Source organism: Nonomuraea ceibae (assembly GCF_019396325.1).
In the GTDB taxonomy this organism is placed as follows: domain Bacteria; phylum Actinomycetota; class Actinomycetes; order Streptosporangiales; family Streptosporangiaceae; genus Nonomuraea; species Nonomuraea ceibae.
Genome location: NZ_JAHKRO010000009.1, coordinates 1 through 22,799 on the forward strand (window position 1 = coordinate 1; position 22,799 = coordinate 22,799).

At 73.6% G+C, this 22,799-nt stretch carries 19 protein-coding genes; 17 read left to right on the top strand and 2 right to left on the bottom strand.

Features of this window, described 5'->3' with window-relative positions; all coding sequences use genetic code 11:
* The 17 genes from ftsL to KME80_RS08705 form a co-directional block, all read left to right on the top strand.
* Positions 1 to 497 (top strand): cell division protein FtsL (ftsL, locus tag KME80_RS08625; protein WP_219502295.1); only part of this gene is annotated, 497 nt, incomplete at its 5' end.
* A 1,178-nt stretch (positions 498 to 1,675) separates the two neighbouring features.
* Complete coding sequence (locus KME80_RS08630; RefSeq protein WP_504739704.1) at positions 1,676 to 3,406, top strand: peptidoglycan D,D-transpeptidase FtsI family protein; 1,731 nt, start codon at positions 1,676 to 1,678, stop codon at positions 3,404 to 3,406.
* 40 nt (positions 3,407 to 3,446) lie between these two features.
* Positions 3,447 to 4,979, top strand: a complete 1,533-nt coding sequence (locus KME80_RS08635) for a UDP-N-acetylmuramoyl-L-alanyl-D-glutamate--2,6-diaminopimelate ligase (protein ID WP_219502296.1) — start codon at positions 3,447 to 3,449, stop codon at positions 4,977 to 4,979.
* Positions 4,976 to 6,400 (top strand): UDP-N-acetylmuramoyl-tripeptide--D-alanyl-D-alanine ligase, encoded by a 1,425-nt coding sequence (locus KME80_RS08640; protein ID WP_219502298.1) that lies wholly within the window; start codon positions 4,976 to 4,978, stop codon positions 6,398 to 6,400. The genes KME80_RS08635 and KME80_RS08640 overlap by 4 nt, the downstream gene beginning before the upstream one ends.
* Positions 6,397 to 7,452, top strand: a complete 1,056-nt coding sequence (gene mraY, locus KME80_RS08645; RefSeq protein WP_219502300.1) for a phospho-N-acetylmuramoyl-pentapeptide-transferase — start codon at positions 6,397 to 6,399, stop codon at positions 7,450 to 7,452. The genes KME80_RS08640 and mraY overlap by 4 nt, the downstream gene beginning before the upstream one ends.
* Entirely contained in the window at positions 7,437 to 8,816 is a 1,380-nt protein-coding gene (gene murD, locus KME80_RS08650) for a UDP-N-acetylmuramoyl-L-alanine--D-glutamate ligase (protein WP_246644354.1), read from the top strand. Before mraY ends, murD begins: the two co-directional genes overlap by 16 nt.
* Positions 8,813 to 10,099, top strand: coding sequence for a putative lipid II flippase FtsW (gene ftsW / locus KME80_RS08655; RefSeq protein ID WP_219502302.1), 1,287 nt, complete (start codon positions 8,813 to 8,815; stop codon positions 10,097 to 10,099). Before murD ends, ftsW begins: the two co-directional genes overlap by 4 nt.
* A 12-nt stretch (positions 10,100 to 10,111) precedes the next feature.
* Positions 10,112 to 11,188 carry an undecaprenyldiphospho-muramoylpentapeptide beta-N-acetylglucosaminyltransferase gene (murG, locus tag KME80_RS08660; RefSeq protein ID WP_219502304.1) on the top strand — a complete coding sequence of 359 codons (1,077 nt, stop codon included), beginning with the start codon at positions 10,112 to 10,114 and terminating at the stop codon, positions 11,186 to 11,188.
* Positions 11,185 to 12,597, top strand: a complete 1,413-nt coding sequence (gene murC / locus KME80_RS08665) for a UDP-N-acetylmuramate--L-alanine ligase (protein ID WP_219502306.1) — start codon at positions 11,185 to 11,187, stop codon at positions 12,595 to 12,597. Before murG ends, murC begins: the two co-directional genes overlap by 4 nt.
* A gap of 86 nt (positions 12,598 to 12,683) precedes the next feature.
* Complete coding sequence (locus tag KME80_RS08670; protein WP_219502308.1) at positions 12,684 to 13,346, top strand: cell division protein FtsQ/DivIB; 663 nt, start codon at positions 12,684 to 12,686, stop codon at positions 13,344 to 13,346.
* Positions 13,347 to 13,688: 342 nt separating this feature from the next.
* Positions 13,689 to 15,209 (top strand): cell division protein FtsZ, encoded by a 1,521-nt coding sequence (ftsZ, locus tag KME80_RS08675; protein WP_219502310.1) that lies wholly within the window; start codon positions 13,689 to 13,691, stop codon positions 15,207 to 15,209.
* Positions 15,210 to 15,376: 167 nt separating this feature from the next.
* Positions 15,377 to 16,069, top strand: a complete 693-nt coding sequence (locus KME80_RS08680) for a YggS family pyridoxal phosphate-dependent enzyme (protein ID WP_219502312.1) — start codon at positions 15,377 to 15,379, stop codon at positions 16,067 to 16,069.
* Between the two features lie 139 nt (positions 16,070 to 16,208).
* Positions 16,209 to 16,709, top strand: a complete 501-nt coding sequence (locus KME80_RS08685) for a cell division protein SepF (RefSeq protein ID WP_049564089.1) — start codon at positions 16,209 to 16,211, stop codon at positions 16,707 to 16,709.
* An 80-nt stretch (positions 16,710 to 16,789) separates the two neighbouring features.
* On the top strand, positions 16,790 to 17,083 hold the full coding sequence (locus tag KME80_RS08690; RefSeq protein WP_049564087.1) for a YggT family protein: 294 nt from the start codon (positions 16,790 to 16,792) through the stop codon (positions 17,081 to 17,083).
* Positions 17,084 to 17,190: 107 nt separating this feature from the next.
* Entirely contained in the window at positions 17,191 to 18,057 is an 867-nt protein-coding gene (locus KME80_RS08695) for a DivIVA domain-containing protein (RefSeq protein ID WP_219502314.1), read from the top strand.
* A 41-nt stretch (positions 18,058 to 18,098) separates the two neighbouring features.
* Positions 18,099 to 20,360 (top strand): hypothetical protein, encoded by a 2,262-nt coding sequence (locus KME80_RS08700; protein WP_219502315.1) that lies wholly within the window; start codon positions 18,099 to 18,101, stop codon positions 20,358 to 20,360.
* Between the two features lie 132 nt (positions 20,361 to 20,492).
* On the top strand, positions 20,493 to 21,128 hold the full coding sequence (locus KME80_RS08705) for an MBL fold metallo-hydrolase (protein ID WP_219502317.1): 636 nt from the start codon (positions 20,493 to 20,495) through the stop codon (positions 21,126 to 21,128).
* Between the two features lie 141 nt (positions 21,129 to 21,269).
* Here the strand turns inward: KME80_RS08705 and KME80_RS08710 are convergent, their stop codons facing one another.
* Positions 21,270 to 21,884 (bottom strand): TetR/AcrR family transcriptional regulator, encoded by a 615-nt coding sequence (locus KME80_RS08710; protein WP_219502319.1) that lies wholly within the window; start codon positions 21,882 to 21,884, stop codon positions 21,270 to 21,272.
* Positions 21,881 to 22,723 (bottom strand): alpha/beta fold hydrolase, encoded by an 843-nt coding sequence (locus KME80_RS08715; protein WP_219502321.1) that lies wholly within the window; start codon positions 22,721 to 22,723, stop codon positions 21,881 to 21,883. The genes KME80_RS08710 and KME80_RS08715 overlap by 4 nt, the downstream gene beginning before the upstream one ends.
* Between the last annotated feature and the right edge of the window lie 76 nt (positions 22,724 to 22,799).

Consider the following 22,799-nt stretch of genomic DNA (forward strand, 5'->3'; position numbering starts at 1 on the left):
AGACGTGTGCCCTCCCGATCTGGTCCGCGGGCGCGGCCTCCGAGCGCGCCGGCCGCACCAGGACCGAGGCCGCCCCGCGGTCTGCCGCCACCCGCACCCGGCCCGGCGCCGACCCCCGCACGCGCAGGCCGCGCACCGACCGCGGGCGCGGCGTCGCCGGCGGGCTGGACGGGCAGGCGCGCCCCGCCGTCCGGCGACGCCCGGCACGGCGGCAGCGCGCCCCGTTCGTGCTGCTCGTCGTCGGGCTGCTCTGCGGCGGCCTGGTGAGCCTGCTGCTGCTCAACACCGTGCTGGCCCAGGACTCCATCACCGCCTCGACCCTCGTGGACGAGATCGCCAGCGAGCGGCAGCACAACGAGGACCTCAAGCGCAAGAACGAGCAGAGCAAGCTGCCCACGGAGATCGCCAGGCAGGCCGAGGAACTCGGCATGCGCCCGGCGTGGGACAGCGTCGACCCCTACACCGCCGAGCCCGGCCAGGCGGTCCAGGGGCGGTGAGCGGCACCAGCGGCAGGGGTCAAGGTCCCGGTCGCGGCACAGGCGGCGCCGGCTCTCAAGGAGGGCCCGGCGCCGCTCGTCGTACGCCGGGCGGCCCAGGACGGGCGGGACGCAACACCTCCGCCCGCCCCACGCCGCCGGACGAGCCCCGCGAACGGCCCGACCCGTTCGACCTCCCCTTCACCCGCGACTTCACCCCCGATGAGCCCGGCGACGACACCCCACCGCCCCGGGGCGACGCCTCCCGGGGCCGCTCCCGCCGCGAGGGTGAGGAGCCGTCCCGGAGTGACCCCCCCGGTGGGTGCTCCCGAGATGACGGGGACGGGCCGTCCCGGGGCGACGCTTTCCGGGGCCGCTCCCGCCGCGACGGCGAGGGGCCGTCCCGGGGTGACGTCCCGGAAGGCCGCACCCGGGGTGAACGGGACGGGTCGTACCGGGGTGACGCCTCGGGCGGCCGGTCCCGTCGTGGCGGGGAGGGGCCGTACGGAGGCGACGAGGACGGGCCGCGCGGGCGGTCGCGTCGTGGTGCGGGGGAGGGACGGAACGGCGGGGCCGGTGACGGCCCGAGGGGGCGGTCGCGGGGTGACGACGGCGAGGGCCCGCGTGACGGGGCCCGCCGTGGAAGGCCCTCCGGGGGTCGCTCCGGTGATGGTGGTGAGGACGGGCCGGGCGGCAGGTTCCGGCAGGACGAGGGGCCGGGGGCGCGTGGGCGTGCCCGGCAGGATGGTGGCGATGTGGCCCGCGGGCGGGCAGGTGACGGTGGCGAGCGGCCGAGGAGCCGCGGACCCCAGGGCGACGACCGGCCGAGGGGCCGGGGCGACAGGCAGGACGCGCCGGGCAGGCGCCCCACCACGGGCGGCCGCCGCCCGTTCCCGGACGAGCGCCGCCCCGGCGCGGACGATCGGCGCGCCCCCCAGGACGACCGCCGCCCCGACGGGGGCGGGCGCAGGCCGAGCCCGGCGGAGCGGGGGCGGGAGGCCCCCGGGAGCGCCAGGCGGACGTCGCGTGACTCCGCCCAGGGCCCCAGGGGACGCACGCGCGACGGCTCCGACGGGCACCGGGGCCGCGACGGCGGGGAGGGCTACCGCAGCGCCCGCGAGGACGGCGGCCGCCGTCCACCGCCCCGGGGGCCGCGCCAGGGCGGCGGGCGGCCGCCCGTGCCGCCGAGGCCGCCACTGGTGCTGCGCCTGGGCAACCCGCGCCGGCGGATCAACATCGGCCTGATCGGCATGACGTTCGTGCTGTCGATCTTCGCCGGCCGCCTGATCCAGATGCAGGGCCTCGACTCCAAGGTGTACGAGGCGGCGGCGGTGGACCAGCGGCAGCAGACGGAGGAGATCCAGGCCAAGCGCGGCTCCATCACCGACGTGAACGGCCACGACCTGGCCGTGACGGTCGAGGCGCGGGAGATCGCCATCGACCCGACGAAGGTGCCCGAGGAGGTGCGCGGGAAGGTGGCCGCGCTGCTGGCGCGCCATCTGGGCAAGGACGAGCGCGAGCTGGCCGCCAAGCTGGCCCGCGTCGACACCCGCTACCAGCTCCTGGCCAGGGACGTGGAGCCGGTCGTGGCCACCCGCCTGCTGAAGGAGCCGATCCCGTCGCTGACGGCCACGGAGACGTACCGGCGGGTCTACCCCGGCGGCGACCTGGCGGGCAGCCTGATCGGCTTCGTCGGCGACGAGAAGAGCGGCCTGGCGGGCATGGAGCAGGCCCGCGACTCGGTGCTGGCGGGGCGTGACGGCGAGGTGCGGATGGAGACGGGCCGTGACGGCCTGCGCATCCCGATGACCAGCAGCCAGCGCACGCCGCCGGTCGACGGCCGTGACGTGCGGCTGACCATCGACCGCGACATCCAGTGGGCGGCCCAGAAGGCGATCGCCGAGCAGACGAGGAAGTCGGGCGCGAGCAGCGGCACCGTGATCGTCATGGACGTCCGCACGGCGCAGATCATCGCCATGGCCAACGCCCCCGAGCTCGACCTGGCCAACTGGCGCAAGGCGCCCGAGTCGCACTACGTCAACCGCGCCGCGGCCGAGGTGTTCGAGCCGGGCAGCACGAACAAGGTGATCACCGCCGCCGCCGCGCTGGAGGCGGGCGTGGTCGAGCCGGGCACGGTGTTCCACGTCAAGGACAACATCCAGTGCGCCGACCGGGTGCTGCGCGACGCGCACGCGCACCCGCCGCAGAACATGACCTTCCAGCAGGCCGTGGCCGAGTCGAGCAACGTGGCCACGGTCATGGCCGCGCGCAAGGTCGGCAGCCAGGGCCTGTACGAGATGCTCAAGGCGTTCGGGTTCGGCACGCGGCCGGGCGGCGGAGTGCCGGGCGCGGAGGCCGGGCTGCTGCCCGACTACAAGACCTGGTCGGGCAGCCAGAGCTGCACGGTCGCCTACGGGCAGGGCGTCTCGGTCACGGCGCTGCAGATGGCCAGCGTCTACCAGACGATCGCCAACGGCGGCGTCAAGATCGAGCCGCAGATCGTCGCCGGCACGACGGACGCGGCGGGCAGGTTCGTCCCCGCTCCTCCTGGTAAGCAGACCAGGGTGACCAGCGAGGAGACCGCCAAGGAGATCAGCACCATGCTCGAGGCCGCGGTGAGCGCGGAGGGCACCGGCGAGCTCGCCGCCATCCCGGGCTACCGGGTGGCGGGCAAGACCGGCACGGCCAACCGCTACGATGCCGAACTCGGCCGCTACGACGGCTACACCGCCTCGTTCGTGGGCTTCACGCCCGCCGACGCGCCCCGGCTGGTGGTGCTGTCGGTGCTGCAGAACCCCAAGAACGGCCACTTCGGCGGGCAGCTGGCCGCGCCGGTGTTCAAGGATGTGATGACGTTCGCCATCAAGAGCAGGAAGATTCCTCCCACAGGCTCCGCCGCCTCCCCGGTGCGGACACGCGCGGGACAGTGACCGGGAAAGGTACGCTGCCGCCGTGCGTCCCCCGTCGTCTATGCGTCCAACGAGCAGTCCGCCCCGCCCGCTGACCGGGCTGGCGACCATGCTCGACGCCGGTTCAGGCACCGCGCGCTCGCCGCGCGCCGCGCTGACCGGCGTCACCATCGACTCCCGCCAGGTGCGGCGCGGAGATCTGTACGTCGCCCTGCCGGGCGCCAGCGCCCACGGCGCGGACTTCGCCGCCGAGGCGCTGGCCCGCGGCGCCGTGGCGGTGCTGACCGATCCCGGCGGCCGTGACGCGGCCGTCGCCACCGGCCTGCCGGTGCTGATCGTGCCCGATCCGCGCGCCGTGCTGGGCCAGGTCTCGGCCTGGGTCTACGGCCGGCCCGCCGACGGCATCACCGTCCTCGGCGTGACCGGCACCAGCGGCAAGTCGACCACCACGTTCCTGCTGGAGGCCGGGCTGCGCGCGGCCGGGCACACGGCCGGCCTGGTCGGCGGCGTGGAGATCCGCGCCGGAGAGCTGCGCTTCGAGGCCAGGCTGACCACGCCGGAGGCCTCCGAGCTGCACGGCCTGTTCGCGCTCATGCGCGAGCAGGGCGTCACGGCGGCCGCCATGGAGGTCTCCAGCCACGCGCTGGCGCTGGGCCGGGTCGACGGCGTCTGCTACGACGTGGCGCTGTTCACCAACCTGTCGCAGGACCACCTCGACTTCCACAAGGACTTCGACGACTACTTCGCCACCAAGGCCAGGCTGTTCCAGCCGGAGCTGAGCCGCTGCGGCGTCACCAACCTCGACGACGCCTACGGCCGCGAGCTGCTGAGCGTGGCCAAGGTGCCGATGACGACGTTCTCGGCACTGGGCGACCCGGAGGCCGACTGGCGGGCGCTGGACGTCCGGCTGGGCGCCGACGGCAGCGAGTTCCTGGTGGCCGGTCCGGGCGGCGTGGAGGCGCGGGCGCGGATCTCGCTGCCGGGCCCGTTCAACGTCGCCAACGCGCTCGGCGCGATCGTCACGCTCGTCGAGTCCGGGGCGCCGCTGTCCGACGCCGTGCGCGGCGTCGGCACGCTGACGGGAGTGCCGGGCCGCATGGAGCGGGTCACCGGCTCCGGCGACGCGTTCCAGGCCGTCGTCGACTACTCGCACAAACCCGCCGCGGTCGAGTCGGTGCTGCGCTCGCTGCGCGAGGTCACCGACGGCACGCTCACGGTCGTGCTCGGCTGCGGCGGGGACCGCGACTCGGGCAAGCGGCCGCTCATGGGCGAGGCCGCCGCCCGGCTGGCCGATGTGGCGGTCTTCACGAGCGACAATCCCCGTTCCGAGGACCCGCTGCACATCCTGGCCGCCATGATGGAGGGGGCGCTCCGCGTTCCCCGGCACGAGCGCGCCCATGTGATCATTGAGCCCGACCGCGCCGCGGCCATCGACCTGGCGGTCGGCCGCGCCGGGCGCGGTGACGTGATAGTCGTGGCCGGCAAGGGCCACGAGCAGGGCCAGTACGTTTCAGGCGAGGTGATCCCCTTCGACGACAGGGAGGTGGTCGCCGCCGCGATCGACGCACGCAAGGAAAGCAGGAAGCACGCATGATCCCGTTGCCTCTGGCCAGGATCGCCGAGATCACCTCGGGCGCCCTGTCGGGCATGGCCGACCCCCGCGCGGTGGTGCGGGGTCCCGTCGTCATCGACTCGAGGGAAGCCGCGCCGGGATCGCTGTTCGTCGCCTACAAGGGCGCCCGGGTCGACGGCCACGACTTCGCCGCGCAGGCGCTGCGGGCCGGCGCCGTCGCGGTGCTCGCCGGCCGCCCGGTCGAGGGGCCCGCGATCATCGTGCCCGACGCCACGGCCGCGCTCGCCGAGCTGGCCACGGCGCAGGCCGCCGCGCTGCCCTCGGCGACCGTGATCGGCGTGACCGGCTCGGCCGGCAAGACCACCACCAAGGACTTGCTGGCCAGGCTCACCGCCCGCATCGGCCCGACGATCGCGCCCGCCGGCAACCACAACAACGAGATCGGCCACCCGCTCACGGTCCTCAAGGCCGACGCCACCACCCGCTACCTGGTGCTGGAGCTGAGCGCCCGGAGCATCGGCAACATCGCCGACCTGGCGCGCATCGCGCCGCCGCGGATCGGCGTGGTGCTCAACGTCGGCACCGCCCACCTCGGCGTGTTCGGCGGCAAGGAGGCCATCGCCAAGGCCAAGGGCGAGCTCGTCGAGGCGCTGCCGGGCGACGGCGTCGCCGTGCTCAACGCCGACGACCCGCTGGTGCGCGCGATGGCCTCGCGCACGCAGGCGCGCGTCACCCTGTTCGGCCGATCCGAGGACGCGGTCGTGCGGGCCGAGGAGATCACCGTGGACGAGCGCGGGCGCGCCGCGTTCACGCTGCGCACCCCCTCGGGCGCGGCTCCCGTCAGGCTCAAGCTGTACGGCGGCCACGCGGTGGACAACGCGCTGGCCGCGGCCGCGGCGGGCTACGAGCTGGGCCTGCCGGTCGCCACCATCGCCGAGGAGCTGTCGCAGGCCGAGCCGCGCAGCCGGTGGCGGATGGAGGTCACCGACCGGCCCGACGGCGTCACGGTCGTCAACGACGCCTACAACGCCAACCCCGACTCGATGCGGGCCGCGTTCGAGGCGCTGGCCGCGCTCGGCCGGGGCCGCCGCCGGTTCGCCGTCATCGCCGCCCTGCGCGAGCTGGGTGACGAGAGCCAGGAGCTCAACACCGAGCTCGGCCGGCTGGCGGGCGGCAGCGGCCTGGCGGGCCTGGTCGTGGCCGGGGCCGACGCTGGTCCGGTGCTCGAAGGCGCGCACGAGGCCGCCAGGCGGCTGGCCGAGGCGGGCGGGCCCCCGGGAGCGGGCGGGCCGCCGCTCATCACGCACGTGCCCGACGCGCAGGCGGCGGCGGCCGAGCTGGGCCGGTGGCTGCGGCCCGGTGACGTCGTGCTCGTCAAGGGCCCCCGGGCCATGGGTCTCGAACGCACGGCCGAGCTGCTGCTCGGGGGTGCCGCCCAGTGACCGACATCATCATCGCCGGCGCGGTGGGGCTGATCCTCTCCATGCTCGGCACCCCCCTCGCCATCCGGCTGTTCTCCAGACGCGGCTACGGCCAGGAGATCCGCGAGGAGGGCCCGTCCGGCCACCACGGCAAGCGTGGCACCCCCACCATGGGCGGCACGGTCATCGTGCTGGCCTCGCTGCTCGCCTACGGCGCATCCCACCTGGCCACGCTGGCCAAGCCGACGATCTCGGGGCTGCTGGTGCTGTTCCTGATGACCGGGCTCGGCGCCGTCGGCTTCCTCGACGACTTCATCAAGATCTACAAGCAGCGCTCCCTGGGCCTGCGCAGTGGCGCCAAGGCGCTCGGCCAGCTCATCATCGGCGCGATCTTCGCGGTGCTCGTCACGCAGAACCCCAACATCTACGACATCACGCCCGCCGAGCCGAGGCTGTCGTTCCTGCGTGACTTCGGCCCGTCGATCGGCATCGTCGGGTTCACCATCTGGGTCCTCATCATGATCGTCGGGTTCTCCAACGCGGTGAACCTCACCGACGGCCTCGACGGCCTGGCCAGCGGCGCCACCGGCGTCGTCCTCGGCGCGTACGTGCTGATCGGCAACTGGCAGCTGCGCAACAACTGCATCGACCAGCTCGGCCCCAACTGCTACTGGGTGCGCGACCCGCTCGACCTGGCCGTGGTGGCCGCCTCCGTGCTCGGCGCCCTGGTCGGCTTCCTGTGGTGGAACGCGCCCCCCGCCAAGATCTTCATGGGCGACACCGGCTCGCTCGCGCTCGGCGGCGTGCTGGCCGGCCTGGCCATCGCCACCCGCACCCAGCTCCTGCTCATCATCCTGGCCGGGCTCTGCGTCGTCATCACGATGTCGGTGATCATCCAGGTGGGCTTCTTCAAGATGACCGGCAAACGAGTGTTCCGGATGGCGCCGCTGCAGCACCACTTCGAGCTCAAGGGCTGGGCCGAGACCACGATCGTGGTGCGCTTCTGGCTGGTCGCCGGGCTGTGCGCGGCGCTCGGGCTCGGCCTGTTCTACTTCGAATGGATGCCCCGCTGATGAGCCTCACCTGCGTCGCCGGGCTCGGCGTCTCCGGCACCGCCGCCGCCCGCGTGCTGGCCGCGCGGGGCGAGCGGGTCGTCGTCGTGGAGTCGGCCGAGGGGGAGCGGCAGCTCGCCGCCGCGGCCGAGCTGTCCGGGCACGGCGTCGAGGTCAGGTTCGGGCCGCTGGAGCTGCCCGGGGGCGTCACCCGGCTGGTCACCACCGGCTGGGCGCCGCACCACCCGCTCATCGCCGCCGCCCTCGACGCGGGCGTCGAGGTGGTCGGCGAGGTGGAGCTGGCGTGGCGGCTGCGGTCCGGCCGGGCCGCCCCCTGGCTGGCGCTGACCGGCACCAACGGCAAGACCACCGCCGTGCGCATGCTCACCTCCATCCTGCTCGCCGCCGGGCGCAAGGCCGCCGCCGTCGGCAACGTGGGCGTGCCCGTGGTGGAGGCCGTGGGCGAGCCGTACGACGCGCTCGCCGTCGAGCTGTCGAGCTTCCAGCTCCACTGGTCCTCCACGCTGGCCCCGCACGCCGCCGCGATCCTCAACCTGGCGCCCGACCACCTCGACTGGCACGGGTCCATGGAGGCGTACGCGGCCGACAAGGGCCGGCTGTACGAGCGGGCCGGCACCGTGATCTACAACGCCGACGACCCCGAGGTCGCCCGGCTGGCCGCCCCCTACCCGGGCGCCGTCGGCTTCACGCTGCGCGTGCCCAGGCCCGGCCAGGTCGGCGTGGTCGAGGACCTGCTCGTCGACCGGGCCTTCGTCGCCGACCCGGCCGAGTCGGCCGAGGAGCTCGCCACGCTGGCCGACGTGCGCCCGCTCGCGCCGCACAACGTCGCCAACGCGCTGGCCGCCGCCGCGCTGGCCCGCACCCTCGGCGTCTCCTCGGAGGCCGTACGGCAGGGCCTGCGCGACTTCACGCCCGACCCGCACCGCCTGGCCCACGTGGCCCGCGTCGGCGAGGTCGACTACGTCGACGACTCCAAGGCCACCAACCCGCACGCCGCCGCCGCCGCGCTCTCGTCCTACCCGTCGATCGTGTGGGTGGCCGGCGGCCAGCTCAAGGGCGCTGACGTGGACGAGCTCGTCCGGCAGGCGGCCCCCCGGCTGCGCGGCGCGGTGCTGCTCGGCGCCGACCGGGCCCGGATCGCCGAAGCTCTCGCGCGACACGCGCCGAATGTCCCCGTCGTGGACATCTCCGGCCAAGACACTGGTGTGATGGACCGAGTCGTCACCGAAGCCTCCCGGCTGGCCTCCCCCGGAGACACCGTGCTGCTGTCCCCGGCGGGCGCGTCGCTGGACATGTTCGCCAACTATCCGGCGCGAGGGGAGGCCTTCGCGCGTGCCGTACGCGGGCTAGAGGCGGCCACGTGAGCGCGCCGGCCTCCGAGAAGGAACAGCGCTCGCGCGCCACGCAGGAGCCGTCAGGCTGGGCCCGCGAGCAGCTCGTCTCGCTGCGGGAGCTGCTGGACAAGCCGCTCACCACCTACTACCTGATCATCGGGTGCGTGACGCTGCTGCTCGCGCTCGGGCTGATGATGGTGCTGTCGGCCTCCAGCATCGAGGCGATGCACAAGACCGGCAGCCCGTTCTCCTGGTTCATCAGGCAGTCGATGTCGGCCGCGCTGGGCGTGCTGGTCATGTGGCTGTGCACGCGGCTGCCGTACAAGGTGTTCCGGTGGGCGGGCTACCCGCTGATGGCGCTGTCGATCATCGCGCTGATCCTGGTGCTCGCCTTCGGCCGGTCGGAGCTGGGCGCGCAGCGCTGGCTGGACCTCGGCCCGATCTTCCTGCAGCCGTCGGAGCCCGCCAAGCTCGGGCTGGCGCTGTGGGGCGCCGACCTGCTGGCGCGCCGGGCCCGCGCCGGGCGGATCGAGTGGCGGCACATGCTCATCCCGCTCATGCCCGGCACCGCGATCCTGGCCACCATGGTCATGCTCGGCAGCGACCTCGGCACCACGATCGTGCTCTTCATGATCTTCCTGGCGCTGCTGTGGGTGGTGGGGGCGCCGGTCAAACTGTTCGGCGGCATCCTGGCGCTGGCCATGCTCGCCGCGATCATCATGATCCGGGTGGAGCCGTACCGAATGGCCCGCGTCGGCTCCTTCCTCGACCCGTGGGCCGACGCGCAGGGCGCCGGCTACCAGGCGGTGCAGGGGCAGATCGCGATGGGCTCCGGCGGCTGGTTCGGGCTCGGGCTGGGCAGCAGCCGGCAGAAGTGGTCGTGGCTGCCCCACGGCGAGAGCGACTTCATCTTCGCCATCCTCGGCGAGGAGCTCGGGCTCATGGGCACGCTGCTGGTCGTGGCGCTGTTCGGCCTGCTCGGCTACGCCGGGCTGCGCGTGGCGACCCGCGTCAACGACGCCTTCGTCCGGCTCGTGGCGGTCGCCGTGGTGGCCTGGATCGTCGGCCAGGGGCTCGTCAACATGGGCGCCGTGCTCGGCGTGCTGCCCATCACCGGCATCCCGCTGCCGCTGGTCTCCTACGGCGGCTCGGCGCTGCTGCCGACGCTGGCCGCGCTGGGCATGCTGCTGTCGTTCGCCAAACGGGAGCCCGGAGCGCGCGAGGCCTTGGCCGCACGTGGCCCCGGACCGGCCGCCCGGGGCCTAAGCTGGCTTGGCCTGGGGCGTACGAGCAGACGCCGAGACAGACGTTAGGGAGTGACCGACATGAGGGTGGTCCTCGCCGGTGGCGGGACGGCCGGGCACATCGAGCCGGCTCTCGCCCTGGCCGACGCGCTACGCCGCCTCGATCCGGGTGTCGGCGTCACCTGCGTGGGCACCGACAGAGGGCTGGAGACGCGCCTGGTCCCGGCCCGCGGCTACGAGCTGGAGCTGGTCCCCGCCGTGCCGCTGCCCCGGGCGATCACCCCGCAGCTGCTCACCGTCCCCGGCAGGCTCGCCGGGGCGGTCAACGCCATGGCCGCCGTCCTCGACCGGGTCCGGGCCGACGTCCTGGTCGGCTTCGGCGGCTACGTGGCCACCCCCGCCTACCTGGCCGCCAAGCGGCGCGGCGTGCCCATCGTCGTGCACGAGGCCAACCCGCGCCCCGGCCTGGCCAACCGGCTCGGCGCCCGGCTGACCGACCACGTCTTCACCGGCTTTCCCGACAGCTCGATCGGCAAGGCCGAGTTCATCGGCACCCCGCTGCGCCGCGAGATCGTCGAGCTCGACCGGCTGTCCACCGGCGACAAGGCGCGCTCGTGGTTCGGGCTGCAGACCGACCGGCCCACGCTGCTGGTGTTCGGCGGCTCCCAGGGCGCCCGCTCGATCAACGAGGCCGCGCTGGCCGCCGCCCCCGCGCTGCGCCGCGCCGGGGTCCAGGTGCTGCACGTCATCGGCCCCAAGAACACCGTTGACCACGAGCCGCCGCCCGGCGACCCGCAGTACGTCCTGCTCCCGTACGTGGACCGCATGGACCTCGCCTACGCCGCCGCCGACCTGGCGGTGTGCCGCAGCGGGGCGCTCACCTGCGCCGAGCTGACCGCGGTCGGGCTCCCCGCCGCGTACGTGCCGCTGCCCCACGGCAACGGCGAGCAGCGGCTCAACGCCGAGCGCGTCACCGCGGGCGGCGGCGGGCTGCTCGTCGACGACGCCGAGCTGACCGCCGAATGGATCGTCCACCACGTGCTGCCCGTCCTCCACGACCCCGAACGGGTCGCCGCCATGTCGGAGGCCGCCTCCACACTGGGGAGGAAGGACGCCGACCTCATACTCGCCAGGAAAGTGTTGGAGATAGCCCGATGAGCCTCGTCAAGCTGGTCGATCCCGTAGCCGCAGAAGACCTGGGCCGGGTGCACTTCATCGGCATCGGTGGCGCGGGCATGTCGGGCATCGCGCGCATCCTGCTCAAGCGCGGCGTGCGCGTGTCCGGCAGCGACGCCCGCAGCGGCGAGCAGGTCACCGAGCTGCGCGAGCTGGGCGCCACCGTGCACATCGGCCACGCCGCCTCCCACATCCGCGACGTCGACACCGTCGTCGTCTCCACCGCCATCCGCGACTCCAACCCCGAGCTGGGCGAGGCGCTCAAGCAGCGGCTGCGGGTCATCCCGAGGGCCGCCGCGCTGGCCTCCGTCATGGCCGGGCGCACCGGCGTGGCCATCGCCGGCACCCACGGCAAGACCACCACCACCTCGATGCTCACCGTCGCCCTGCAGAAGTGCGGGGCCGACCCGTCCTACTGCGTGGGCGGGCAGCTCGTCACGACCGGGCTCGGCGCCGACGAGGGGTCCGGGCAGGTGTTCGTGGCCGAGGCCGACGAGAGCGACGGCTCGTTCCTCATGCTGGCGCCCGAGATCGCCGTGGTGACCAACGTCGAGGCCGACCATCTGGACAACTACGGCGACCCGCGCGCCGTGCACGACAGCTTCGCCCGCTTCGCCGAGCGGATCGGCTCGCTGCTGGTCTCCTGCTCCGACGACCCCGGCGCGGCCGAGGTGGCCGCCCAGGCGCGGGCGCGCGGGCTGCGCGTGGTGACCTACGGCGAGCAGGGCGACTACCGGATCTCCGGCGTGCAGCCCGACGGGTTCGGCACCGTGTTCACCGTCGAGGGCCCCGACGGGCGCGGCGGCGAGGTGCGGCTGGCCGTTCCCGGCGCCCACAACGCGCTCAACGCCACCGCGGTCATCGCCGTGGCCGACGAGCTGGGCCTGCCCTTCGAGGAGATCAGGGACGGCCTGGCGGCCTTCACCGGGGCCAAGCGGCGCTTCGAGGCCAAGGGCGAGGCGGGCGGCGTGGCCGTGTTCGACAGCTACGCCCACCACCCGACCGAGCTGGCCGCCGACCTGCGGGCCGCCCGCGACGTGGTCGCCTCCTACTCCGGCCACGGCCGGGTCATCGCGATCTTCCAGCCGCACCTCTACTCGCGCACCCGCTTCTTCGCCGACGAGTTCGGCGCCGCGCTCGGCCTGGCCGACGAGGCGATCGTGCTCGACGTCTACGGGGCCCGCGAGGACCCCGAGCCGGGCGTGTCGGGCGCGCTGGTCGCCGGGCGGGTGCCGCTGCCCGCCGAGCGGGTCGCCTACGCGCCCGACCGCGCCTCGGTGCCCGCGCTGGTGGCCGCGCGGGCGCGGGCCGGCGACGTCGTCCTGACGATGGGCGCGGGCGACGTGACCGAGCTCGGCCCGCAGATCGTCGCCCGCCTGTCGGGCGGCTGACACGGCTGACACGCGGGCGTGGCGCCACGGCGTCCCCCGGGCCGGCGGCGTAGGTTCGGGGGTCACAGGGTGACGCGGGGAGGGCGATGAAGGCGCGGAAGGTGTTCCTGGTGCTGCTCACCGCCGGAGTGGTGGGGACGGCGGCGTGGCTGATCTTCTTCTCGCCGGTGCTGGGCGTGCGATCGGTGGAGATCGTGGGAAATGTCACAGTGCCCGCCGACCGGATCAGGCAGGCGGCCCAGGTCCCCGACCTGCACCCGCTGGCGACCGTCGACCTGGCCGGCGTCCAGGCCCGGGTGCAGGCCATCAGGCAGGTGGCCGGCGCCAAGGTCGACCGGGTCTGGCCGGGCACCCTGCGCATCGAGGTCGCCGAGCGCGAGCCGGTCGCCCAGGTGCCCGCCGGGAGCCAGGTGGCGCTGATCGACAAGCTCGGCGTGGTCATCGAGGTGCAGGACGTCGCGCCGCCGCTGCTGCCCGTGCTGAAGGTCGCCGCGCCCGCCGCGGGCGACCCGGTCACCATGGCGGCGCTCAAGGTCGTCGAAGGGCTGCCGGGGGAGCTGGCCGGGCGGGTGCGCCAGGTGGCCGCCACGACGGCCGAGGACGTCACGCTGACGCTCTCCGACGGCCGCACGGTCATCTGGGGCGGCGTGGACCGCCCGGAGGCCAAGGCGCGCATCCTGGCGAGCATGCTGCGGCGCGAGGCCGAGGTCTACGACGTGAGCTCGCCCGACGTGGTGACGCTCAGGTGAGGATCGGCCCTCATGGTCACCCGGGCGGCCAAACTCGGGGCCGCGGCACCGCCGAGCCTGTCCGTCGCGGGCCTCCCGCCGTGAGAGCCTGTACCCCGGGTAACGGCGGTGGAGGCCCCCGACCAGGCGTGACCACGGAGCGAAACGGACAGCCCGCGACACGCCGGACGTGCTTGCGGCGCGGTTAGTTGACCCGCGCGGAGCGTAACTCCTACTGTCCGTATCAATCTCAGGTTGACATAAATCTAAATCTCAACTTGAGGTTGAGAGTTACCCGAACTGACAAGACGCGGAGAAATCCGCACCGAAATGGCAAGTCAACGAGCGGAAAGGCCCCTCGTCGTGGCAGCACCGCAGAACTACCTCGCGGTCATCAAGGTCGTCGGCATCGGCGGCGGCGGAGTGAACGCCGTCAACCGGATGATCGAAGAGGGACTCAAGGGCGTCGAGTTCATCGCGATAAACACCGACGCCCAGGCGCTGCTGATGAGTGACGCCGACGTCAAACTGGACGTGGGCCGCGAGCTCACGCGCGGCCTCGGCGCGGGGGCGAACCCCGACGTCGGCCGCAAGGCGGCAGAGGACCACCGGGAGGAGATCGAGGAGGTCCTCAAGGGGGCCGACATGGTCTTCGTCACGGCCGGCGAGGGCGGCGGCACCGGCACCGGCGGCGCGCCCGTCGTGGCCAACATCGCCAGATCGCTGGGCGCGTTGACGATAGGCGTAGTCACCCGGCCGTTCAGCTTCGAGGGCCGCCGCCGCGCCATGCAGGCCGAGGCGGGCATCGAGACGCTGCGCGACGAGGTCGACACCCTCATCGTCATCCCCAACGACCGGCTGCTGTCGATCTCCGACAGGCAGGTCAGCGTCCTGGACGCCTTCAAGGCGGCCGACCAGGTGCTGCTCTCCGGTGTGCAGGGCATCACCGACCTGATCACCACGCCCGGCCTGATCAACCTCGACTTCGCCGACGTCAAGTCGGTCATGTCGGGCGCGGGCTCGGCGCTCATGGGCATCGGCCACGCGCGCGGCGACGACCGTTCGGTCGCGGCGGCCGAGATGGCCGTCTCCAGCCCGCTGCTGGAGGCCAGCATCGACGGCGCCCACGGCGTGCTGCTATCGATCGCGGGCGGCTCCGACCTCGGCCTGTTCGAGATCAACGAGGCGGCCCAGCTCGTCTCCATGGCGGCCGCGCCCGACGCCAACATCATCTTTGGCACGGTCATCGACGACGCGCTCGGCGACGAGGTGCGGGTCACCGTGATCGCCGCGGGCTTCGACGACCTGCCGCCGGCCGAGAAGCCGCTGCCGCGCCCGCAGGCGCGTCCCGCCGCCCAGGCGCCGGCGCAGCCCGCCGCGCCGCCCGTGCCGCCGCCCGCGCGCTCCAGCACGCCACCGGCCGCCGTCAAGCCCGAGCCCAGGCCCGAGCTCCGCCCGGAGCCGCGCGCCGAGTTCAGGCCCGAGCCGCGCCCCGAGCCCCGCTCCGAGTTCCGCCCGGAGTCGCGTCCCGAGCAGCGCGCCGACTTCAGGCCCGAGCCGCGCCCCGAGCCCCGCGCCGAGTCGCGTCCGGAGCAGCGTGCCGACTTCAGGCCCGAGTCGCGTCCCGAGCCGCCCCGTACGGACTTCAGGCCGGAGCCCCGGCCCGAGCCCCGCCCGGAGCCGGCCCGGCCCGCCGAGAGCGCCCAGGAGCCGGCCGCCGGCCAGGACGACCAGCCCGGCCCGGTCTCCATCCCGCGGCCCACCCCGGAGCCCGCCAACCCGCCCACGCCCATCACCTCCCGCATGTCGGAGCCCGCCAAACGTCGGCCGGTGGTCTTCGAGGAGCAGGAGGAGGAGCTCGACGTCCCCGACTTCCTCAAATAGCACCGCAGGCCCCCGCCGCTCCCTCGTCCATCCAGGGGAGCGGCGCCGCTGTGTCAGGGGCCTGTGACCCTCTTCTCGTACGTGACCGCGGACCGTTCCCACCAGGGGGGCGGGGCCGTGGCGGGGAGCCGGGTGCGGGAGGATGGGGGCGCACAGGAAGGAGAGGCGTGCGAAGGGAAGAGATCGCCTCGGGCCTCACCGAGGTCGAAGGACGCATCGGGGAGGCGTGCCGGGCGGCGCGGCGTGACCGGGGCGAAGTGACGTTGATCGCCGTGACCAAGACCTACCCGGCCGACGACGTGCGCATCCTGGCCGAGCTGGGCCTGCGCGACGTGGCGGAGAACCGGGACCAGGAGGCGGCGGCCAAGGCGCGCGAGTGCGCCGGGCTCCCGCTGACCTGGCACTTCGTCGGGCAGCTGCAGACCAACAAGGTCCGTTCCGTCGTCGGCTACGCCGACGTGATCCACTCCGTCGACCGGCTCCGGCTGGTCGAGGCGATCAGCCGCGAGGCCGTACGGCAGGGCCGCGAGGTCGGCTGCCTGGTCCAGGTGGCGCTCGACGACGATCCGGCCAGGGGCGGCGCCCGTCCCGCCGAGGTGCCCGAGCTCGCCGCGCAGATCGCCGCCGCGCCGGGCCTGTGGCTCGGCGGCGTCATGGCCGTGGCGCCGCTGGGGGAGGACCCGGGGGCGGCGTTCGCGCGGCTGCGCGAAGTGGCGCTGGCCGTACAGGACCGGCATCCACGTGCCACGATGATTTCGGCGGGTATGAGCGACGATCTGGCCGAGGCCGTCGCGCACGGCGCCACACATGTGCGGATCGGTACGGCGTTGCTCGGCCGCCGCAAGCTCTTCGTCAGGTAATGTCCCCTCAAGTGGGTCTTCAAGGCCCGCGATCCGGTAGAGGTCGATCAGCGGTGAGCTCCAAGGGGGTACGGCTACCGCCTCGGGCCCGGCGACAGGCCCGAGCGAGTGCGACCATGAGCAGGAGGACGACTTAGCGATGGCCGGCGCGATGCGCAAGATGGCGGTCTACCTCGGTCTCGTGGAGGACGACCGCTACGAGAGGTACGAGCCCTACACGGATGAGTACACCTACGAGGACGACGGGCCGCGAACCGGCGAGGAACGTCCCGTAACGGTCCAGGACCGTGAAGAGGAGGCCGAGCCCGGGGTCCCCGCGCCGCGGCCCGCCACGACCGTCCTGGAGCGCCGTACGACCGATCTGGCCCGCATCACGACCCTCCACCCCCGGACGTACAACGAGGCCCGGACCATCGGCGAGCACTTCCGCGACGGCACGCCGGTCATCATGAACCTGACGGAAATGGTTGACAGCGACGCAAAGCGGCTGGTCGATTTCGCGGCAGGTCTGGTCTTCGGGCTACATGGCAGCATTGAACGTGTTACCAACAAGGTGTTCCTGTTGTCCCCTGCCAATGTCGAGGTGACCGCCGAGGACAAGGCTCGAATCGCGGAACGCGGGTTCTTCAACCAGAGTTAGAGTCTCTGTATGCCTATCGGATCCAACCAGGTCTCCCCGAGACCGGGCGGACACATCGGAAGTGGAGGGACGGCCGGACCGTGGGGATCGTAAGCCAGATCTTGGTCGTCGTCCTGTCTCTTTATCTGGTGCTGCTCATCGGCCGGATGATCTTCGAGACAGTGCAGGCTTTCGCCCGGCAGTGGCGGCCTTCAGGGGTCGTCCTCGTGCTCGCCGAAGCCACATACACCGCAACCGACCCGCCTCTCAAGTTCCTCCGCCGTTTCATTCCCCCGCTCCGGTTGGGTACGGTGGCCTTTGACCTAAGCTTCACTGTCCTCTTCATCATCGTCCTGCTGCTGATCAACATCGTAGGATCGTTCGGCGGCCGATGAGTGGGGGCCGCGGGGCACAGGTCGTGATCCAACTCGTGTCCGCGCTGAAGTGATTCGGGTTACCGTCCCTCCGGACAGACTCCAAAGCGCGCCAAGGAGACCAAAAGATGCCGCTTACGCCCGCTGATGTGCGGAACAAGCAGTTCAGCACGACCCGGTTGCGACCGGGCTACGACGAGGAAGAGGTCGACGCGTTCCTCGACGAGGTCGAGGCCGAGCTTGACCGCCTCATCCAGGAGAACGAGGAGCTGCGCGCCAAACTGGCCGAGTGCCTGCGCGGCAAGGTGCCTGGGGGCATGAACATGCCCATGGCTTCCGCGCCGGTCCAGGAGCAGCCCAAGCCGGAGATGATGCAGCCGCCGCAGCCGGAGCCCATGCGGGCCCCCGAGCCGCAGCCGCAGCCCCAGCCGGTTCCCGTGGCCATGAACATGCCTCCCGCCGAGGACAACATGGACACCGCGGCCCGCGTTCTCGCCCTCGCCCAGCAGACCGCCGACCAGGCGATCGCCGACGCCCGCCGCGAGGCCGACGAGACCGTCACCCGCGCCCGCCGCGAGGCCGACGAGATCCTCACCAAGGCCCGCCGCCAGGCCGAGCAGGTCATCGGCGACGCCCGCGCCCGCGCCGAGACGCTCGAGCGCGACGCGCAGGAGCGCCACCGTCAGGCCATGGGCTCCCTCGTCCAGACCCGCGACGAGCTCGAGCGCAAGGTCGAGGAGCTGCGCAGCTTCGAACGCGAATACCGCAGCCGCCTCAAGCTCTACCTGGAGAACCAGCTCGCCGAGCTCAACGTCTCCGCGGAGGGCAGCGGCGGGTTCCCGGTCATGTCGGGCGGTCCCGGCGCTCCCGCCATGTCGCACGCCGTGCCTCAGGGTGGTCAGCAGCCTCTGCCCGGTGGCCAGAACCCGTTCGGCGGCGAGGCTCCGCAGGGCGCCTTCCCCGGCGGTGACGGTCCCCACAACGACCGCCGGTAAAGTAACGGGTCGACCGGACCCGTCACTCGAAAGAGCCCCTAGTGATCCTTATCAGTGCTGGTTTGGTGCTCGCGGCGGTCGTGCTGCTGATCGCGGGCTTCGTACTGGCCAAGCCGTTCCTGATCATGTGGTCCATCGTGGTCAGCGTGCTGTCGGCGCTGTTCCTGGTGATCGGAGCGCTGCTGCGGCGTCACGAGCTGTTCCCCGGTGGTGGGCAGGCCGCTGCGCCGGCCACCCCCCCTCCGGCAGGGCTCGTGCCCCCCGGGGCGCCGCACACCCGCACCGGCCCGATGACGACCTCGGCAGGGACCTCGATGGGGGCCCCGATGGGGACACAACAGCCGTCCGGTCCGCACCCGTACCAGCGGACTCCGGCGATGCCCGCACCTGTGCCCGCGCCCGCGGCCCGGCCCGCGCAGGCACCCGCGACGCACCGCCCCGCGACGGCCGGAGGGATCTCCCCGGACGCGATCGTGCTGGTCATTCCCGGACGCAGGCGCTACCACGTGCCGGGATGCCGCCAGCTCGCCGGACGGGATCACGAGGAGCTCACGTACGAAGAGGCGCGGGAGGAGGGCTTCACGCCCTGCACCGCCTGCCTCCCGGACGCCGCGCTCGGCGGACGGCAGCTGCCGCCTGCCGCCGACCCCGAGCCCGCGGTCTCCGCCGCACATCTGGCCGAACCCGCCGAACCCACGCGCGACCTGCGCTCCCCGGTCGCCCCGCCGAAGTCCGGTCCCCAGGCTTCCACCCCCACCCCGTCCGGTTCATCCGCGTCGCCGGGCTCGCCCGCTTCGTCTGCTTCGCCTGATGAGCGTACGACCGGGTCGCGTGCCGAGGCCGCAGCCGCCTCGCCCGCCGAGGGGCGCCCCGCGCCTGCCGACGGCCCGTCCGCCTCGCCCGCCTCGTCCGCCGAGGACGGTGAGAGCGCGTCCGGCTGGTTCGCCCGCCCGGCCGCCAAGCCTGACGACACCCCCTCCGGCTCCCGTCCCAGCGGCAGCGCCACGGCCTCCGACGAGGACGAGACGGAGACCAGGACTTCCCTCCCGCTGCCCGGCGCCAAGCCGGGGCGGCCCACTGCCGCCCGCGCCGCCGACCGAGACGCCGGCCCGGCGGACCGCGATCCCGACACCCAGCCGCAGCCGCGCGTCACCGCCGACGGCACGCCGGTCCCGCAGCCTCCCGCCGCCGCCCCGGGCCGCACGGAGCGGCCCAGCGCGTCGGGCGGCCCGTCCGCTTCCGGCCCGTCCTCTTCCAGTACGTCCCGCCAGGCTGAGGCGGCCTCCGAGATGACGCCGCCCAGCGGGGTCAGGCGACCCGCCGCAGGCGGCGCCCGGCCCGGCTCCCCAGCGGGTGACGCGCCGGAACGCCCGGCCTCGTCCGCGGAATCGGCCCGCCCCAGCGGCCCCCTGCCCTCCGGCACGAACCCCAAGAACGCCACCCCGGCCGACCGCCCCTCGACAGGCAACGCGAAGACCGCCCCCTCGGCGGGCGCTTCCAAGGGCGCTGCCCCGGCCGACGCCCCCAAGGGCACTGCCCCGGCCGGCGATCGCAAGGGGACGAGCTCGGCCAGTGACTCCAAGGAGACCGGCCCGACGGGCGGTTCCCAGGGGACCGCTCCCACCGGCGCCTCACGAGGGGCCGCCCCGTCAGACGCCACCCCGAGCAGCGCCGGAAATGGTGGAACCTCAGGTGGCGGCAGATCTACGGGCGCTTCCGCGAGCGGAGCCGCCGGAACCTCCGGGAGTGGCAGGCCGACGGGCGCCGCCGCGAGCGGGGCCGCCGGAACGGGTGGCGCGTCGGGTGGCGGCACCTCTACCGGTGCCGCCTCGACCGGCGCCAAGGGCCCCGTGACCGAGGGCCCCGCGCCCAAGGACTCAGCGCCCAAGGGTTCCGCTGCCAAGGGCGGGGCCGCTTCGGGCAGTGGGGCCGGGAAGGGGGCCGCGGAAGGCGGTGCCTCCGGCGCGGGCAAGGGGAAGGCGCAGTCTCGGGCAGCCGAGGAAGGGACGGCCGGGACGGCGGGGGAGTCCGCTGGTCCGGGGCGCCCGACTTCGTCGGCGGAGTCAGCCAAGGGGACGGCCGGTGCCGCGGGCAAGGGCCGTGAGGCCGCCGCTGCCCAGGGCAAGAACGGCGGCGGGACGGTGAAGGTCATCGTCGGGACCCGGCGCTACCACAGCACCGCGTGCCCGCTGATCCAGGGCGCCGGCGACTCGGGCGTGGAGACCATGACGCAGGCGCAGGCCGAGGCGGCCGGGCTGACGAGCTGCTCGGTCTGCCAGAACGAGCGCGAGACCGTCGGCTGACATCGACGACACCGCCCCGCGTCCGAGAGGGCGCGCGGCGGGTTGAGCTGTACGCGAAGCCGGACGTGCGGCGGGTTGAGCTGTACGCGAAGCCGGGCCTGCGGGGCGATGTACGGGCGGCAGGATGGCCGCATGAGGCTCACCAAGTACGGACATGCCTGCGTACGGCTGGAGAAGGATTCGCGGGCACTGGTCATCGACCCCGGAATGATCATGCCGGACCCCGCCGCCCTGGCCGGGGCGGAGGCGGTGCTGGTCACGCACGAGCACTGGGATCACTTCGACGCCGACCGGTTGCGGGCGGCGGCCGAGGAGAAGCCGGACCTCGTCATCTACACCTGTGAGGTCGTGGCGCGGAAGCTGCCGCAGCTCGCCGAGCGGGTGCAGGTGGTGCGGGGCGGTGACGTGGTGAAGGCGGCCGGGTTCGAGGTGGCGGTCGTGGGGGAGCGGCACCATGTGAGCCACCCCGACGTGCCGCCGGTGGGCAACGTGGGGTTCCTGGTCGACGGGGAGGTGTTCCACCCGGGTGACGCGCTCACCGTGGTGGACGTGCCGACGCTGCTGGTGCCGGGGCAGGCGCCGTGGATGACGGTGCCCGACCTGATCGGCTATCTGCGGACGATGCGGCCGCGCAGGGCGTTCGCCGTGCATGACGGGCTGCTCAACGAGTGGGGGCTGAAGGTGCTCGACGGCGTGCTGGAGAGCGAGCGGGACGGCCTGGGCGCGGACATCCGGCGCCTGCCCGTGGGCGGCACCGTGGACCTCTGACGCCCCCGCCCCGCCCCCGGCCGCGGCGCGACCCGGTCCAGGCGTGACCCCGGCCTCACACCCCGGCCTCACACCCCGGCCTCACACCCCGGCCTCACACCCCGGCCGTGGTGTGAGGCCGGGTGCGGGGGGTGGGCTCGCTCAGGGGTGGGCTCGGGTCAGGGTGACCAGGGCGTCGGCCAGGAGGGTGGCCTGGCGTTCGCAGGCGGCCGGGTCGCCTGTCTCGGCGTACTCGAAGACGAGCCCGTCCATCCGGTGGATGAGGAAGCGCGTCAGCTCCCCGGTCGGCACGGCGGGCCGGATGCCGTCGGCGTCGGCGGCGGCGTCCAGGGCGGACCGGATGAGGTCGCCGCCGAGCGGCCCGTTGACGGCCTCCCACACGTCCTGGGAGCCGGGCAGCACGCTGTCCTTGTTGCGGATGACCCACATGGTCAGCTCCATGAGGGCCAGGTGCAGTCCGGGGTGGTCGCGGATCCACCGCCAGTAGGTGGCGACGAGGGCGCGCAGGGTGGCCTCCAGCCCGGCGGCGGGGTCGAGGCCGTCGAAGGCGGCGCGCATGGTGGCGCCGGCGCGTTCCAGGACGAGCATGATGAGCTCGTCCTTGCCCCGGAAGCAGTAGTGGATGGTGGCGCGCGGCGTGCCGGCGCGTTCGGCGATGCGCCGGGTGGTGGCGTGCGCGAGCCCTTCCTCGGCGATCACCTCGATGGCCGCGTCGGCGATGAGCCGGCGCCGCTCCCCGGCCGGCAGGTACGTCATGCGACGAACGCGCGCAGCAGGGAGAAGAACAGTTCGCCCTCGGTGTCGGGGACGAAGTGGCCGGAGCCCCCGAACACCTCCAGCCGGGCCCCGGGCACGCCGGCGGCGATCTCCTGGGCGGTGTCCAGGGGCGTGATCGGGTCGCGGGAGCCCGCCACGACGAGCGTCGGGCAGCGGATTGCGGCGAGCCGGTCGCGCAGGTCGAAGCGGGCGGTGGACATGAAGCTCATGGTCAGCTCCGGGTTGGGGGTCATGCGGGCCATCGCCTGGATGTCGGCCTCCGAGGGGAAGGCCGGGTCGGGGCTGTAGGCGGGGGCGCAGAGCCGTCCGAAGGCGGCGAACGTCTCCGGCGTGCCCTCGGTGAGGAACGCCTTGGCGGCCAGCGCGGCCTCCTCGCCCGCTTCGGCGCGGAAGCCCTCGACGACGCGGTCCACGTCCCAGCGGGCGACGGTGCTCTGCAGGATCAGTTTGGCGGGGTGGCCGGGGTGGCGGGCGGCGTAGTTCATGGCGACGGCGCCCCCCCAGGACCAGCCGAGGACGATCGGGCTGACGATGCCGAGGGTGTCGCAGAGGGCGCGTACGTCGTCGGCCCACTGGTCGAGGTGCCAGGTCGCCGGGTCGGAGTCCTGGCTGCGGCCGTTGCCGCGCTGGTCGACGTAGACGAGCTGGGCCACGTCGGCGAGCTGCCGGTAGGCGGGCTTGAAGATGGTGTGGTCGTGGCCGGGGCCGCCGTGCAGCAGCACGAGCGTGGGCTTCTCCCGCATCGTGCAGCCGTCGGGCTCCAGAGCGGCGCCTTCAACGTCGACGTACAGGGTGGTGCCGTTGACCTGGACTCGCATGGGACGAGCTCCTTCCGGAAGCAAATGGGCGCTTGGCCAAGTCTTGCGGCGGCCCGGTTCCCGGACAAGGAAGGCG

Coding starts and splice junctions, on each gene's coding strand:
- KME80_RS08705 (WP_219502317.1), top strand. CDS start 20,493: ATGAGGCTCACCAAGTACGGACATGCCTGCGTACGGCTGGAGAAGGAT.
- KME80_RS08695 (WP_219502314.1), top strand. CDS start 17,191: ATGCCGCTTACGCCCGCTGATGTGCGGAACAAGCAGTTCAGCACGACC.
- KME80_RS08640 (WP_219502298.1), top strand. CDS start 4,976: ATGATCCCGTTGCCTCTGGCCAGGATCGCCGAGATCACCTCGGGCGCC.
- KME80_RS08635 (WP_219502296.1), top strand. CDS start 3,447: ATGCGTCCAACGAGCAGTCCGCCCCGCCCGCTGACCGGGCTGGCGACC.
- murD (WP_246644354.1), top strand. CDS start 7,437: ATGGATGCCCCGCTGATGAGCCTCACCTGCGTCGCCGGGCTCGGCGTC.
- murC (WP_219502306.1), top strand. CDS start 11,185: ATGAGCCTCGTCAAGCTGGTCGATCCCGTAGCCGCAGAAGACCTGGGC.
- KME80_RS08710 (WP_219502319.1), bottom strand. CDS start 21,884: ATGACGTACCTGCCGGCCGGGGAGCGGCGCCGGCTCATCGCCGACGCG.
- KME80_RS08685 (WP_049564089.1), top strand. CDS start 16,209: ATGGCCGGCGCGATGCGCAAGATGGCGGTCTACCTCGGTCTCGTGGAG.
- KME80_RS08670 (WP_219502308.1), top strand. CDS start 12,684: ATGAAGGCGCGGAAGGTGTTCCTGGTGCTGCTCACCGCCGGAGTGGTG.
- KME80_RS08715 (WP_219502321.1), bottom strand. CDS start 22,723: ATGCGAGTCCAGGTCAACGGCACCACCCTGTACGTCGACGTTGAAGGC.
- murG (WP_219502304.1), top strand. CDS start 10,112: ATGAGGGTGGTCCTCGCCGGTGGCGGGACGGCCGGGCACATCGAGCCG.